At 41.5% G+C, this 15,724-nt stretch carries 11 protein-coding genes and 1 riboswitch; of the genes, 8 read left to right on the top strand and 3 right to left on the bottom strand.

The window, feature by feature from the left end:
- The first annotated feature begins 5 nt into the window (after nucleotides 1–5).
- The 4 genes from AC1DE7_RS19330 (at nucleotide 6) to AC1DE7_RS19315 (ending at nucleotide 6,183) form a co-directional block, all read left to right on the top strand.
- A complete protein-coding gene (locus AC1DE7_RS19330) occupies nucleotides 6–857 on the top strand; it encodes a PRD domain-containing protein (RefSeq protein ID WP_253508745.1) in 852 nt (283 codons plus the stop codon).
- 296 nt (nucleotides 858–1,153) lie between these two features.
- Nucleotides 1,154–3,826 (top strand): endo-1,4-beta-xylanase, encoded by a 2,673-nt coding sequence (locus AC1DE7_RS19325; RefSeq protein WP_477534984.1) that lies wholly within the window; start codon nucleotides 1,154–1,156, stop codon nucleotides 3,824–3,826.
- Nucleotides 3,827–4,031: 205 nt separating this feature from the next.
- Nucleotides 4,032–4,129, top strand: a riboswitch (TPP riboswitch).
- 112 nt (nucleotides 4,130–4,241) lie between these two features.
- Nucleotides 4,242–4,904 carry a thiaminase II gene (gene tenA, locus AC1DE7_RS19320; protein WP_477534983.1) on the top strand — a complete coding sequence of 221 codons (663 nt, stop codon included), beginning with the start codon at nucleotides 4,242–4,244 and terminating at the stop codon, nucleotides 4,902–4,904.
- A gap of 196 nt (nucleotides 4,905–5,100) precedes the next feature.
- On the top strand, nucleotides 5,101–6,183 hold the full coding sequence (locus tag AC1DE7_RS19315) for a nucleotidyltransferase domain-containing protein (protein WP_315372943.1): 1,083 nt from the start codon (nucleotides 5,101–5,103) through the stop codon (nucleotides 6,181–6,183).
- 195 nt (nucleotides 6,184–6,378) lie between these two features.
- Here AC1DE7_RS19315 and AC1DE7_RS19310 read toward each other — a convergent pair whose 3' ends face one another.
- On the bottom strand, nucleotides 6,379–6,720 hold the full coding sequence (locus AC1DE7_RS19310) for a nuclear transport factor 2 family protein (protein WP_047843183.1): 342 nt from the start codon (nucleotides 6,718–6,720) through the stop codon (nucleotides 6,379–6,381).
- Nucleotides 6,721–6,748: 28 nt separating this feature from the next.
- The gene (locus AC1DE7_RS19305; protein WP_047843184.1) at nucleotides 6,749–7,543 is read right to left on the bottom strand and encodes an SDR family oxidoreductase; all 795 of its coding nucleotides are present in this window, start codon (nucleotides 7,541–7,543) and stop codon (nucleotides 6,749–6,751) included.
- Between the two features lie 176 nt (nucleotides 7,544–7,719).
- Between AC1DE7_RS19305 and AC1DE7_RS19300 the strand changes: the two genes are divergently transcribed.
- The 4 genes from AC1DE7_RS19300 (at nucleotide 7,720) to AC1DE7_RS19285 (ending at nucleotide 14,895) form a co-directional block, all read left to right on the top strand.
- Complete coding sequence (locus AC1DE7_RS19300; RefSeq protein ID WP_339187046.1) at nucleotides 7,720–8,601, top strand: LysR family transcriptional regulator; 882 nt, start codon at nucleotides 7,720–7,722, stop codon at nucleotides 8,599–8,601.
- 223 nt (nucleotides 8,602–8,824) lie between these two features.
- Nucleotides 8,825–8,974 (top strand): hypothetical protein, encoded by a 150-nt coding sequence (locus AC1DE7_RS19295; protein ID WP_164783315.1) that lies wholly within the window; start codon nucleotides 8,825–8,827, stop codon nucleotides 8,972–8,974.
- Nucleotides 8,975–9,372: 398 nt separating this feature from the next.
- The gene (locus tag AC1DE7_RS19290) at nucleotides 9,373–10,965 is read left to right on the top strand and encodes a glycoside hydrolase family 32 protein (protein ID WP_477534982.1); all 1,593 of its coding nucleotides are present in this window, start codon (nucleotides 9,373–9,375) and stop codon (nucleotides 10,963–10,965) included.
- A gap of 126 nt (nucleotides 10,966–11,091) precedes the next feature.
- Complete coding sequence (locus AC1DE7_RS19285; protein ID WP_477534981.1) at nucleotides 11,092–14,895, top strand: GH32 C-terminal domain-containing protein; 3,804 nt, start codon at nucleotides 11,092–11,094, stop codon at nucleotides 14,893–14,895.
- Nucleotides 14,896–15,023: 128 nt separating this feature from the next.
- Here the strand turns inward: AC1DE7_RS19285 and arr are convergent, their stop codons facing one another.
- Nucleotides 15,024–15,440, bottom strand: coding sequence for an NAD(+)--rifampin ADP-ribosyltransferase (gene arr / locus AC1DE7_RS19280; protein WP_253508774.1), 417 nt, complete (start codon nucleotides 15,438–15,440; stop codon nucleotides 15,024–15,026).
- Nucleotides 15,441–15,724 lie beyond the last annotated feature (284 nt).

Below are 15,724 nucleotides of genomic sequence, written 5' to 3'. Positions count from 1 at the left end.
AATGCATGAGAGTAATCAAAATATTAAATAACAGCTTGCTTCTGATCAAAGATGAACAGGGGCAAGAAATGATTGTCATGGGAAAAGGGTTGGCATTCAAAGGCAAAGTCGGCGAGCGGCTGGATGAAGAACACATCCAGAAACGATTCATTTTGCAAAATAATCCGTCTGCCCAGGCTTACGTACGAACCATCGAAAACATGCCAGAAAAACATGTGAATGTCATAAACAAACTGATTACCAATGCAAAAGAAAAGCTGTCTCTTGACGATCAAATCTTCTTTACGCTTATGGATCACTTGTCATTTGCCATTGAACGATGGAAAAAAGGTGTAGCATTACAGAATCGCATGTTATGGGAGATCCAGAGGTTTCATCCTGTCGAATTCGCACTGGGCCTTGAAGCCGTTCAGATGCTGAATCTAGAATTGGGGGTTGAACTGCCGGAAGAAGAAGCAGGGAATATCGCTTTTCATTTCGTGAATGCCCAAACACATGAGCAGAATATGGAGCGCACGATGCAATCCGTTAAGATGTTAAAAGATATTTTTAACCTGATTCAATACACCTTTGATATGCAATTGAACAAAAATTCCATCCATTATGTGAGACTTGTCACACATCTGCAATTCTTCATCCAGCGTTTACAAGAAGGGCGTCTAGGCAATTCGGCGAAAGATTTTATATTTCAACACATGGTGAAGGAGCACCCGCTTGAATACAAATGCGCGGAGATGATCAAAACCTACGTGCAGAATATGCTGGACATCTCCATATCGAACGAGGAATTATTATATTTGATGATTCACATTGCACGAATTGTGCAGGAGGATCAGGGTCACGAGGGACGATTATAAAACAAAGTTTATATGCCTGTTAGCAGACAGGAAAAAAGATACTTTCTAACGATGACCGTTTTCTCGTATTTTATCGGGAAACGGTCTTTTATTTTTGCAAATATGTAGCGGTTTTTTGATATCCCTTGCGAACGAACTCCAGCTTCCTAAACCCACATGAGATTACCAAGTGATAACATTTTATTGTAATTATTGTAAATTTGTTATATGTAAGCGCTGTCTAAAGAGCTATAATCTATTTATCTGGATGTTAATCCGTTCAGAAATAATTAGACCCAATCAAGAGGAGGAATTGTATGAAACGGTTACGTCAATGGAATATTGCAGCCTTGGTTCTTGTGCTGATACTCGCCATGCTTCCATTTTCGAATGTCTCACATGCAGCCAAGGCAGTTACGGAAGTGGAGGGAGGTCATTTGAGTACAAACTTTGAAGACGGTACACTTCAGGGATGGACTCCACGTACAGGTAACGAAAGGCTGACAGTGACACAGCAGGAGGCACACGAAGGTCAGTCCAGTATGCTGGTCGCCAACCGTGAGCGTTCCTATCATGGACCGATGTTATCCATGAAGGATATGCTTAAGCGTAACCAAGAGTATGAAATTGCGGCATATGTAAGACTTACCCAGGAGCCCACCACGGATCAAACACTACAGCTCACCACATATAAAAAAACAACTGCCGAAAGCTGGAACCCGATCGGTAGCGTGAAAATTGCCAAAGCAGAATGGAATACATGGCACAAGATCACCGGAAAATTTCAGTATAGCGATGATCCCACTGAATTGAATTTGTTCATCGAAACACCCTACATCTCTGAAGATAGCGTAGATACGTTATCGTTCTATGTGGATGATGTATCAATTACTCTGGCCGAGCAACTGGAGATTGAAGAAGGGATTCTGTCTCTGGAGGACCTGTATCAAGATGATTTCCCCATTGGTGCAGCGGTGTATCGCTGGCAGTTGGAAGGCGCATATGGACAACTGCTCACAAAGCACTTTAACAGCTTGACCGCAACCTACGAGATGAAACCGAAGTACATGTCTCCTTCCGAAGGTGTTTATGAGTTCGAGGCAGCCGATCAATATGTTCAGTTCGCCGAGGAGCATGGTATGGGCGTACGCGCACATGCGTTGTTGTGGCATATTGATGCAGCAGAGTGGATGTTCAAGGATCCTCAGGGTAACCCTGCGAGTCGAGAATTACTACTTGCCCGGATTCAGGATTACGTTGAAACCGTCATGACCCGATACAAAGGTAAGATCTATGCCTGGGATGTGGTAAACGAGGCGATTGCGGATAGCAATGGTGATGCCAACGGTTTACGTAAAAGTCCCTTTTATGAACTAATTGGTCCGGATTATATTGAGAAAACCTATGAATTCGCTCGTGCAGCCGATCCGAATGCCAAATTATATTACAACGAATACTTCACGGAAATCCCTGAGAAAAGAGAGCATATGTATCAGTTGGTCAAACGACTGAAAGAGAAAGGGCTCATCGATGGTGTGGGTTTGCAATCCCACTATAACCTGGAATCCCCGCCCATCAAGGAAATTGAAAAAACGATCAGCATGTTCGCCGAACTTGGATTGGATATTCAGATCACGGAACTGGATGTGGATAGCGGAATTCCATTTGGTGAAGAGATGTCCGATGAAGTTGCAGTAAAGCAGGCGTATCGATATAAGGAACTGTTGGATTTGTACAAAAAACACAAAGACCACATTTCTTCAGTTACCTTATGGGGACTCCAAGATGAGAAGTCTTACAACAACCAGGCTATGCTGTTTGATTCAGCCCTGAAGGCCAAAAAGGCATACTGGGGACTCGTGGATGAATCCAGTTTGCCTGTGTTGACGCAGAGAGCCGTCTCACTTTCGGGTAAACCGGATATCAAAAAACAGACACAAGATCCGCTCTGGAACAAAGCGGTGTCTACTCCACTGAAGGGTGACTCTACGGGATCAGCCAGTTTCCGCACTTTATGGGATCATAGTAACCTGTATATCCTCGTGGATGTACAGGATGCAAAGGCAGATGTGAATGACAGAGTAGATATCTTTGTTGATCTCAATAATGGCAAGACCACTTCATATGAAGCAGATGACCGACACGTAATCATTAAGCGGTCGGGCAAAGCTGAGGGTGTGGAGCAGCGTTCATATCGTGTACGCGAGACAAAAGCCGGATATCAGGTTGAATTGTCCATTCCGTGGGGTGGTATCCAAGTCGGATCAGAATATGAAGCCGGATTGGATATCCGTGTGACTGATGGCGGTTCAAGTGGGACACAACCTTATAATCCACTGTACTGGAATGATCGAACACAATCTCAGGAACAGGATACAAGCAAATACGGCGTGATTCAACTCGCCCCTATGCCCAAATCTGCACAAGCTGTGCAAGGGATTGTTCAGATTGATGGGAAGAAAGACACATCATGGAATAAGGCTGCACCATTTGAAGTAAAACGGTTGAACCAGAGCGAAGGTGCAGAGGCAGTGGCTCGCGCAATGTGGTCAGGTGAGTATCTATACCTGCTGATCGACGTCACTGATCCAAACATCATTACAGATAGTATCAACCCATGGGATCAGGATTCGGTTGAGATTTTCCTGGACGAGAATCACCAGCGCACACCGTATTTTCAATATGATGATGCCCAGTTCAGAATCAGTGCAGACAATGTAGGAACCTTTGCAGGCGGTGCCTCACCCGGACGCCTTGTAAGTGCTGTGAAGAAAACGAATAAAGGATACCTCGTAGAAGCCAGAATTCATTTACAATCATTGACGCCCAAAACAGGAAATGTTCTCGGTTTCGAGCTTCAAATTAACGACAACCAGGGTGGAGGTAAACAGAACGTAGCCAAGTGGAATGATACGACCAATGAGAGCTGGAGAAACACTTCCCAGTACGGAATACTCACTTTTGTGGGAAAGAACAAACTCGGGCATTAAACCATTGGCAGTAGTTGCAAGAATAGAAACCATCATAACAGTGGCTAAAACTCAACCATTGTTGTGATGGTTTTCATCGTTTACATACGTCACTCAAGCTGATGAGGGCGATACAATCTGCCTTGACTGTATTAAACAGACCTTGATATACTAAATGAATGTTATTTTTTCTTTTATGTGGATAAGAAAGTAATCAACTACATACAACCGTTTGCGAGGGAGCCTTAACCGGCTGAGAGGGTGTTAAACCGACCTTACCTGACTTGGATAATGCCAACGTAGGGATGCAACGATGAAACGCTGTACTTGGGAAGCTCATGCGAACCCCCTTGTTTTAGTGTATTTGTCTGCGAAACATCCTATGGATGTTTCGTTTTTTTGTTTTTACATACGTACATTATGAATTGGAGAACACATGTTGACTATTTCAGAGAGACTATATCAGGCAGCACAGCCCGTGTGGAAGGAATGTCTCGAGCATCCCTTTGTTAGAGGAATCGGAGATGGTTCCTTAACGGTCGAACAATTTCGTTATTATTTGCTGCAAGACTACTTGTATCTGTTCGATTATGCCCGCGTATTTGCACTTGGTATCGTCAAGTCGCACGACCCCAAATTGATGCAGTTTTTTAGTGAAAACGTAGATAACATCCTGAATGGTGAAATGAAAATTCATCGTTCTTATATGGAGCGATTAGGAATTACAGAGGATCATGTTTTCCAGGTAAAACCTGCCCTGAAAAATGCAGCCTATACTAACTATATGCTCTCTGTTTCCCATGCGGGTGGCATAGCAGAAGTACTTGTATCCATTCTGGCCTGCTCATGGAGCTATGCAGAGATTGGTCAAGTCCTTGCCCAAAAGCCAGGTGCAGCTGAGCATCCTTTTTACGGAGAGTGGATCACAGGATATGCTTCCTCTGAATACAACAGCAACAATCAATCCCTTGTGACGTTAACGGATAAGCTATTAGAAGATTGTAGCGAGAAAACGTACCAACGGATGGAGGATATTTTCGTGATGTGCAGTCGCTTTGAGCTTGATTTTTGGGAAATGTCATGGAAGCTGGAGCCTTGAGTTCACTGGTAAAGTAGAGAGCAGCTAATCAAGGAACTAATGAAATCCGCTAACTCGTCGTATCGACGGTTTAGCGGATTTTGTGCAAAGATGACTTAAGTCATCTTATACATAGTAACCGCACCTCTAAATCGATAGACTCAAGTTAAGGTTGTTGTGATAAAGGACGGCCGGACCATACAAAGAGGGGTAACGAATGAACGAAATCATAAAAAAGAAGCTGCTGGACAAAAATGAACTGCTCATTAACATGGTGATTGAACGCGTAAAAAGAGATTTTCTAGATGATATCGCCATTATTGGGCTTACTGGTTCATTTAGCACCGAGGACTTTCACGAGAAGAGCGATCTTGATTTAATTATCATTAATAATACAGAAAAGGGATGGGAAATATCTGACTGCTTCATCTTGGACGATGTTGGGTATGACATCTATTGCACGCCATGGGATTCAAGAATACAAGAGCAATCCACCTTGGAGAGTCCCAACGTATCGAGCCTAACCGACCTGAAAATACTCTACTATGCAAAGCCTGAGGATTTGGAGAAATTGAACAACTTCCAGCAAAAAGCTCTTGATGCACTTGCGAATCCGATAGGAGAAGTGTGTCTTAATCGAGCAAATAAATGGATTGATCTGGCTAAGCAAGCATACAGCGATACGATGCTTGGTGAAGATATCGGTTCAGTGCGATATGCATCTGCTGGCGTTCTGTACAATCTCGTCAATGCCTTGGTGAGTATGAATAACACGTGTATCAAACGAGGGATCAAGCGATATTTGGAAGAGATACGCTCGTTTCGCTATGTTCCAGATGATCTCGAATCCTTATACATGTCAATCATCGAAGCTCATACCATTGAAGATATTCGAATAACATCTTTTAATATGTTGAATAGCGTTACGAGGTTACATAGCACGATGTGTGATAACTTCATTGTTAAACCGGCTCCGACCTTTGATAATCTGAGGGGAACATATGAAGAATTGTGGTGCAACTACCGTAATAAAATTTTGAACGGTGTTACAGCGAACGATGCTTCCTACGTCTTTCTTTCGGCCTTTGGAGCACATGGATATCTTGATGAAATGGCCATGGAGAAAGGCACCAAGAAATATGATCTTATGCGGTACTTTGATGCAAATAATTTACCAGTTATGAAAGAGAAGCTCCTTGAAGTGATGGATGATTATCTAGAAGAGTATGATAAGGTCGGCAGAACAGTCGAACGTTTTACAACCTTCGAGCAACTATATGCACATTATATGAATCATTGACCTTACATCCCAGTTGGTAATAAGCCCGTGGAAACGGACTGTAAACAATGTAATCATCTGCTTTTGATTAAATAATTTCTCAGGGAAATCATAGCAAATCCCCTGAGAAATTAAAGCATTATTCCAACGAATTTTAGACTGATACTACTGAATCTAATTTTAAGAACCAAACATTGTTTTTACATTTGGATATCTTTAAAAAATGGAAAGTCTGACGATTTTATCGTCAACAATAACAAAATGATAATTCAATAATAGTGGATCGGGTAGACCAGTCTTGTCGTAGGTACCATCCAGCTCGCATGTTAGCACAATTTCATCACCTATTTTTTTTGCTAATGTTGGCTTTAACGTTACATTCGCCGCGAAATGGTTTTGATCACTCCATTCCCGAATCGCCTGTTTGCCATTTCGCTTTTTTCCTTCATCCAACACGACGGCATTTTCTGAGAAACAATCTACAAATGCTATCGGGTCTGGCTTGTTAGATGCAGTAATGTATTTGGCGATTACAGACGGTAAATGATTGAGATCCATATTGTTCTCACCCTTTATTAATTAGTTTTTAGACGGTAGGGATCGTTCCCCCATCTATGACATATTCACTACCTGTAATCGATGCTGCTCGGTCTGAGACCAGAAATGCGACCAGCTCAGCGACTTCTTCAGGAAATCCTGGCCGACCAATTGGAATACCTCCGAGTGAAGTCATAAGTTGTTCGAGCGCACTTTCTCGACTTCCGGTTTCCGTTGCGATCCGATCAATTAATGCGTCAGACGCTTCTGTCTGAATAAATCCGGGAGACAATGTATTGATGCGAATTCCTTGAGGGGAAAATTCATTCGATAATCCCTTGCTATAATTAGTCAGCGCGGCTTTGGCAGATGCATAAGCCAGTGTAGTTTCATATAAAGGCAAACGTCTCTGGATGGAAGTGAAATGAAGAATAACTCCTGAATTATTTTCTAACATAAGTGGAATTAAGCCACGATCAATTCGAACTGCTGCGAGTAAATTCCAATTTAATGTATGAAGCCAATCCTCATCACTCAATACAAGTGCGCCTCCTGGTGGTGTCGTTGATCCACCTACGCAATGGACAATAATATCGATACCTCCAAGTTGTTCTTTTACTGCTGAAATTATTTGCTCTACACCTTCAGTTGTGGCGACATCTGCTTGAACAAATTTGACCGAATTTGGCAAGTCAGCAGATAGGGAACGGGCAGTAGTAAGGACTGTAGCTCCGCCGTTTGCAAGTCTTTTTACAACTGCTTGCCCCATTCCCTTTGTTCCTCCGGTTACAAGCACCCTTTTACCTTTAAATTCTGATACAGAGAACTCAAACTCTTTATGCATAACTATTCCTCCTAGTGATGGTATTCAATGATTAATTTGAAATTGCTCTGTCTCTAAACCTTAATGTGTTGTTCGAGAGGAGCTAGAACTAATACTACACTTGCTACTTTCATAACGTCCAATTTATTATAATAATAGAAATGATGAATATTATTAATATATGGAGGGGTGTTTTAATGGAACTTACACAATTGGAATACTTTATGACCGTTGCACAGCTTGAACATATGACCTTAGCCTCCAAAAAACTCGGTATTACTCAGCCGGCGTTAAGTCATGCAATTGCCAAGCTTGAAAACGAGATAGGAGCTCCTTTATTTGAGAGAAATGGACGAAATATTAAGCTGAACCGCAACGGTACTATGTTCTCTAAATGGATTGGTAGGGCCCTACATAATATTGAAAATGGTCTAAAGGAAATCGAAGAGTGGTCCAACCCGGATACTGGTGTGATTACGTTGTCTTATCTAAATATTCTCGGTGTTGAATTGATCCCTAGCCTAATTCGGAGTTATCAATTGAAGTATCCCAAAGTTCGGTTCGAATTGACACAAGGGAACTTAGGAGATATTGATGAACATCTGGAGCAAGGATTCTCGGATATTATGATTACATCGAGGGAATCTACTTTGAATAATCATCACTGGAAGACGATTAAAAATGTTCCTTTATACATTGTTGTTCCCTCCCAACATCGTTATGCAGATTGTAGCGCTCTTAGTTTGACAGAGCTGTCTGGCGAGCCATTTATTGGATTGAAAAACAACTGTGGATTAAAAGCAACGATCATATCCCGGTTCCGACATACCGGATTTTTTCTTGCTTCGGCTTATGAAGCGGAGGACCTGATCACTGTAGCCGGTTTTATAAAGTCAGGTCTAGGTGTTTCAGTACTGCCTAAGACGTTGGGGTTGATGTTAGATGAATTGGTCTGGATCCCTATCACTGATGAAGGATGGTACTGGGAAATAGGATTAAAGTGGAGAGATGATCATAATATTTCCCCAGCAGCGAAAAGGTTTATTGAATATGTGGATACTTCACATCAAGGAGAATGACCGCCAAATTTTTTAGTTTTGAAAAAAATTCTGAGAAAACAATCATACTTTATTGTATTTGAACACAAGGAAAAAACCCTTTTACAATCATTGTCAGTACGTTATAATACAATCACCAGGTAGATAACCAACAAAAAAGTGAAATATTGTAATACCAGTCACACTCGGCTCGTCATAATCTTGAGCCGCATATTACCACTTAATAGATATCGGAGGTATGATTATGGTTAAGAAAAAAATTTCCACTGCCCTCAGCGCAGCTTTAATCGTTTCTATGCTGGCTACTGGCCTAATAGTCACTATCCAAGGTAACACAACGTTAGAGGTAGCGAAGTCAGCAGGGGATAAAAAGGTTGAAGTTGTTAAAGCATAAGCGAGCCGTTAATTTATTTAGAACATGTTAAGAGACAAGAGCATATTCCTATTGAAGTCGCTATTTTAGCGGCTTTTTTTGTTTTATCGGTAATATTAGGTTTAATACTAACGATATTTTGCTGAACAAGTAAAGAGAAGTTTAGATACAACCTTTTTTTACATTTGTAAACCATTAGGTTTAAAGCATTAAAAAAATGATTAGATCAACTTAACTAAAAATTAATTTTTTCTATAATTAATCATAAATTGTGCAAATGTAAACTAAAATAGATATATACATAAAAAAAAAATGTTCATTTAAACAAAAATACTTTGACAAATGAAAACGAGTGGCTTATTTTGTTAATAAGGAATGCAAATTACTTTTTTTTAGATTTTAAATAGCCTTAAGGGAGCGTGAATAAAATTAAAAAAGTACATTTATCAGGTGAAAATAGTATCAGCGAAGATCCAGAAAACTTTATTTATAAAAATGAATACCGACCCCAAATACATTATTCCCCTAAGGAAAATTGGATTAACGATCCTAACGGAATGGTTTATTACGAAGGAGAATATCACCTTTTCTACCAATATACTCCCCATGATACGCAGCCTGACTTCGGCAGAATGCATTGGGGGCATGCAGTAAGTAATGATTTAGTACATTGGGATGAACTTCCACCAGCCATCTCACCTGGGGAAGATGGAGCGATCTTTTCGGGAAGCGCGGTAGTCGATAAGAACAATACAAGCGGATTCTTCAACGAAGCAGGATCAGGATTGGTTGCAATTTATACTAATAACGATAACAGCGCTCAACCCGGTAAACCGCAGGTTCAAAGCATCGCTTACAGTAAGGACAAAGGTCGAACCTGGACAAAATATGAAGGTAACCCTGTTTTATTCCCCACGGAGACGCTAGACTTTCGAGACCCAAAGGTATTCTGGCATGAAGAATCTTCAAACTGGGTAATGGTTCTTGCTGTTAGCGACCGTGTAGAATTTTACACATCTTCGAATCTTAAGGATTGGTCTTTTGCAAGCGGTTTCGGTTCTGATATTCCGGGCATCCATCGTGGAATATTTGAATGTCCTGATGTTTTTAAACTCCAAGTGGATGAGGACCCTAATACCACTAAATGGATTCTGACACTAAGTGTCGGAGATAGAAATGGCGTAAATCCAAACGATTCAGAACCACCCGCAGGCGGTTCTGGCATGATGTATTTTATAGGTCACTTTGATGGTAAGGTTTTTACACTAGATGAAACATTGGAATCATTCGATACAATCCAATGGATAGATTACGGATCTGACTTTTACGCGGCCGTGACCTGGGATGGTATACCGAATGAGGATGGGCGAAAGATTTGGGTCGGCTGGATGAATAATTGGCGTTATGCTTCCACTCTTCCTTCTAAAGAATGGCGTGGCCATATGTCCATCCCACGAGAGATTCAGCTCAGGACGTATTCGGAAGGACTTCGCTTAATTCAAGCACCCATAAGTGAGTTAAATCAACTTAGAAGATCAATTCTGTCTCTACAAGACATTACGATTAAACCAGATATGAACGTTTTGTCTGATGTTTCTGCTACAAAGATGGAAATTATTGCGGAATTCGAAATCGGTAATCCAATAGAATTTGGGTTCAAGGTGCGAAAGTCTTCCTCTTCCAACCAGGAGACAGTCATCGGATATAATGTCTTGAATGAGGAGTTGTTTGTCGATCGAACGAAGTCAAACGCTGTTGATTTCCATCCCGATTTTGCTACAAAACACAAGGCCCCTATGAAGCCAGAGCATAGACGGATACAGTTGAGCATCTATGTTGATTGGTCAAGTGTAGAGATCTTTGGCAACAATGGAACAACTATCATTTCAGACACGATTTTCCCCGACTTGGGAAGTAGAGGGCTGGAACTCTATGCCATTGGCGGAGAACTAAAGGTCGTGTCGCTTCAAATCAATGATCTCGTAAGCATTTGGGAGAATCAGAGTGTTTAGAATTTAGTAATGGCTTGATTCCCCTTAATGGTCACTGCGCGGTTTTGGGCAACCAAACTGAACTGGTTGTCCAAAACCAATTAAATTTGAACCAACTTCACAATCCAATAGAAAAGAGGGTATGGAATGAAAGATAAATCTAAATTTGCAATATGTCTTCTGATGGCAACGGGATTAACTCTGACTTCAAACGGGATTTTTACATCTAAATCATTTGCGGCTAGTGCTGTACTTGCTGATCAGGAAACAAATAAACAGGCAAAGGAGGAGCTTGATATTTTTGAAAGCGCATCCAAATCAAATACCAATCTGATAGGCTGGCAAGTGAAAGGAAAAGGTGGATTAGAGGATACTTCAGAAGGAATCTTGCTGACTTCACAGCCTAAAGAAAATGTAATGGCCATCTCAGAGACAGTGTCCGATGATTTTATCTATGAAGCTGATGTCATGATCAGGGATACGAAGGCGGATGCAACATTGTTGTTTCGATCTAATGAGGATGGATTTAGCTCGTACATGCTGCAAATCGTTCCGGAAGCAGGTCTGATTCGGTTAAGAGATGCAAAAAATGGAGATGGGAAATTAAAGGAGGAGCGTAAAGTTTCTGTTGAAATGGGGCAAATCTATCATCTCAAAGTGAAGGCAGTGGGTTCCTCGCTAAAAGTATATTGGGGCAATCAATATAAACCATTAATTGATGTTCAGGACATTTCGTATCAAAGCGGACAGCTTGGACTCCATGTATGGGATGGATCCGCCTTGTTTTCGAACATCGTGGTGAGCGATCTGAAAGGTAATTTGGGGACGGTGATTTCTAACAAGGGAAAATGGCAGCCTGATATCAACGGCAAAAGAGGGACGGTAGAACAGGGGAGCATAGCACAGCAAATCTATAACAAAGAGGCGACTGATATGGTTTATGAAGGGAACATTACCCTTCGTCCTGATTCTATTGCAGCTCTCGCATTTCGATCTTCAACCGATGGAGCTGAAGGATATGAAGCTACTCTTACGAAGGAAGGAGATCAGGTCCGTGTAAGTTTGACGAATACAAAAGGAACCGTAATTGCAAGTTCGCAACGTACTTATCCGAGTCAGATGGGAGCCAAACATCATGTGGAAATCAAGGCAAAGGGAGATCGAATTCAGGTCTTCCTGGACGGATACACTACGGCCGCGATTGACGTGAAAGATTCAACCTACAGGAGTGGAAGTACCGGAATCGTCGTAAAAAAGGGGACGGCTTACTTTCAGGATACTTATGTGACGGAACTGAGCCAATATTACAATGAGATATATCGTCCACAATATCATTACACGCCAATACGTGGTTCAGCGAGTGATCCAAATGGACTTGTCTACTTTGAAGGAGAATATCATCTCTTCCATCAGGATGGAGGAACATGGGCGCATGCGGTAAGTAAAGATATGCTGAACTGGAAACGGCTTCCGATTGCACTTCCCTGGAATGATCACGGACATGTCTGGTCTGGGTCGGCTATTGCGGATATAACAAATGCATCTGGTTTATTCGGAGATTCAGGAGGCAAAGGCCTTATTGCATATTATACTTCCTTTAACCCAGATAGCCCGAATGGGAACCAGCGTATAGGTCTGGCATACAGTAAAGACCAAGGTCGTACTTGGGAGTATTCGAAGGAACGCCCGATTGTGATCGAGAACCCGGGTAAGAGCGGAAATGAAGCTGGGAATTGGGATTTCCGCGATCCGAAAGTGATCCGTGATAATGAGAATAACCGCTGGGTTATGGTTGTGTCCGGAGGAGATCATATTCGTTTCTATACGTCAGCGAATTTACTTGACTGGACATTGACAGATAATTGGGGATATGGGGATTACGTACGCGGAGGCGTATGGGAATGCCCTGATTTGTTCCAACTTCCGGTAGACGGAACGTCACAGAAGAAGTGGGTTATGATGATCAGTACAGGAGCGAATCCCAAAACAGGCGGATCAGATGCCGAGTATTTTATCGGTCATTTAACAGCTGATGGTAAATTCGTGAACGATAATCCCGCGGGTAAGGTGCTAAGAACAGATTTTGGTAAAGAATTTTACGCTTCGATGTCTTTTGCTAATATGCCTGATAATCGCACAGTGATGATGGCGTGGATGACGAATTGGGACTATCCGTTCGCTTTCCCAACGTCCAATTGGAAAGGTGAACTAACCATTCCGAGAGAAGTATCATTGGTAACGACCAAAGATGGAATTCGGATGGCGCAAAGTCCAATCAAAGAATTGGAATCACTGCGTAAACCTTTGTACTCTGCTTCTAACAAGTCGGTGAGTCCTTCTTCCGGGAATCTGCTAAAAGGTATTATTTCAGGTGCTTACGAAATTGAAGCTGAAATTGAAATCCCTGAAACCAGCACAGTGACCGAGTTTGGCTTTAACATTCGTGAGGGTGCAAATCAGAAGACGGTCGTGGGTTATAAGGCAAGCGATAGTCGTATGTTTGTGGACCGAACTGCATCCGGTGAAACGGATTTTTCTAATCTTTTCAGTAAGAAACATGAAGCGCCTGCGCAAATGGAGAATAACCGGATCAAGATGCGTATTCTTGTGGATGAGTCTTCTGTTGAAGCCTTTGGTAACGACGGCAAAGTCGTCTTTTCAGATGTAATATTTCCGGATCCTGCTAGTAGAGCGATGAGTTTTTACGTGAAAGGTGGGATTGTGAACGTTGTTTCCTTGAAAGTGCATCAACTTCAATCTGTCTGGAATGAGGACATTCCTTCAAAAGCTCAAATAAAGATGGATACAAGGGTTCGGGAACTGGGGGTAGGCGAGTCGGATACACTGCAAGCGATGGTCGAGTATGGCCCAGGTCTAGGCGTTCAACCGCTGAAGTGGAATTCCAGTAATAACGACGTAATAGCCATAGACTTGGTAGACAATTCACATGCAGTTATTAAGGCAAAAAAAGAAGGGGAGTCCACAGTCACTGTATCTACTCCGAATGGTAAAACTTCCAGTAGTGTGCTCATTAAAGTCTCAGGTGGCGAGTTCCGGACAAACCTGAGTGGATGGACTAAAGATCTGTCTGCTGCTTCATGGTTAGTTAGTGAACATGGGATTCGTGGTAAATATTTTAGCGATGCGAATTATATTGCCAAAGAGAAGGCTGGGAACTTTACGTATGAAGCAGACATGAAGCTCGGTGAAACAGGAGGGGCAGGTTCTATTTTGTTCAGGGCTAGCGAAGATGGTCGCAGTGGTTATTATCTGAATCTAGACCCTAACATGAAGGCCATTCGTTTGTTCTATAAAATCAATGGAGGATTTGAAGAACGTCAGGTTCTTGCAAAAGTACCAACTTTCATTCAGCCAGGTCAAACGTATAAGGTGAAAATAGAAGCGAATGGTCCGCATATTGTAGTTCACGTAAACAGTCAAAAAGTGATAGATATCATGGATGGTACTTTTGCAGAAGGCCACTTTGGACTGAATGTATTTGGCGGCTCCGCATCTTATCAGAACGTCAATGTCAGCAATGGTGAAGCTGCAAACCTCACCAAGTCCAGCCTTGTAAATGCCGCAACGCAGAAATCCATTTATACAGTTAACCTTGTCAACGGGGAGCCGGTTACCTTGCAGGATGCAAGTGCAGCTTCCGTCCAGAAGTGGGTATTTGTTCCGACAGGCGACGAAGCAGGTTCGTATTCAATTCGTACTACGACCGGGCAGACGCTTGATCTGGATATAGGGCAAAACAAACTTCAGCTATATCATTACTTAGGGTACAACAACCAGCGTTGGCTCCTTCACGAGAACAAAGACGGATCAGTTCATATTACTTCATCTCATCATCAAAAAGCATTAGAAGTATCGGAAGATGGGACCGAACTTTTCCTAAGTGAACTGAATCCATCACTTGATCGACAAAAATGGATATTAGTAAAATAATAAAGTTTATTCCATGATGGCGTATCTCATAGATATTCCAATAAAGAAATAAAGAAGTGTCGTGGGAAGGGACATTGTTCAATTCAAGTCGCTATTATAGCGGCTTTTTTTTAACGAAACGAGAGGGATCAATCATATATTATATTTTTTCCTTCTTCACTTAGTTTTCTCAAAGATGTAATCATGTGATTAATCTCTTCTTCAGAGTGTCTTTCCCATGAAGCTAATTCAGCTATTATTTTAAGTGGCGATTTAGATCGATATGAACGTGTTGGATTTCCAGGAAACTTTTTATCAGTTACGTTAGGATCACTTTCAAAATCTCCTAATGGTTCTACAATGTAGATTCTTTCTTTTGCATTAGATCGTGCCAATTCAGCACCCCATTTGGCAGCATTTAATGTTGCAGTAAAGTATATATGGTTAGAATTTTTTTCTTGGTAATTTGATAAAAATTGTGGTTCTAATAAATCACCAATTTGCAGTCCTGCTTTTGTACCATGAAAAAAAGGACCTTGGTCTATGATCACTTTTTTGTCATCCATACGGATCCACCTCTTTTTTTAGTTTTGTATTTAGCAGTATAGTGTAGGAATTTCAAAAAAAACAGTCTATAAAAAAATAATAAATAACGATATAATTTAAGTAGAGAGAACGATACTGAGTCCAATAACCCAAGTTTAAGAAAGCAAGAAAGCAGCCGATCAGCGTGATCGGCTGCTTTTGTTTAACTAACGAGCAGATTAAAAGATAATCCGTTCAAGGCAGGTCTCTGTCCTGGATTATAGAGTAATGTTGTAATGTCAGAGAATATAGTTGATAAGCATTA

This window comes from Paenibacillus sp. 10L310 (assembly GCF_056395745.1).
Note: the sequence above shows the minus strand (reverse complement) of the source record. Positions and strands in the feature narration are given on the sequence as shown.

Coding starts and splice junctions, on each gene's coding strand:
- AC1DE7_RS19330 (WP_253508745.1), top strand. CDS start 6: ATGAGAGTAATCAAAATATTAAATAACAGCTTGCTTCTGATCAAAGAT.
- AC1DE7_RS19325 (WP_477534984.1), top strand. CDS start 1,154: ATGAAACGGTTACGTCAATGGAATATTGCAGCCTTGGTTCTTGTGCTG.
- tenA (WP_477534983.1), top strand. CDS start 4,242: ATGTTGACTATTTCAGAGAGACTATATCAGGCAGCACAGCCCGTGTGG.
- AC1DE7_RS19315 (WP_315372943.1), top strand. CDS start 5,101: ATGAACGAAATCATAAAAAAGAAGCTGCTGGACAAAAATGAACTGCTC.
- AC1DE7_RS19310 (WP_047843183.1), bottom strand. CDS start 6,720: ATGGATCTCAATCATTTACCGTCTGTAATCGCCAAATACATTACTGCA.
- AC1DE7_RS19305 (WP_047843184.1), bottom strand. CDS start 7,543: ATGCATAAAGAGTTTGAGTTCTCTGTATCAGAATTTAAAGGTAAAAGG.
- AC1DE7_RS19300 (WP_339187046.1), top strand. CDS start 7,720: ATGGAACTTACACAATTGGAATACTTTATGACCGTTGCACAGCTTGAA.
- AC1DE7_RS19295 (WP_164783315.1), top strand. CDS start 8,825: ATGGTTAAGAAAAAAATTTCCACTGCCCTCAGCGCAGCTTTAATCGTT.
- AC1DE7_RS19285 (WP_477534981.1), top strand. CDS start 11,092: ATGAAAGATAAATCTAAATTTGCAATATGTCTTCTGATGGCAACGGGA.
- arr (WP_253508774.1), bottom strand. CDS start 15,440: ATGGATGACAAAAAAGTGATCATAGACCAAGGTCCTTTTTTTCATGGT.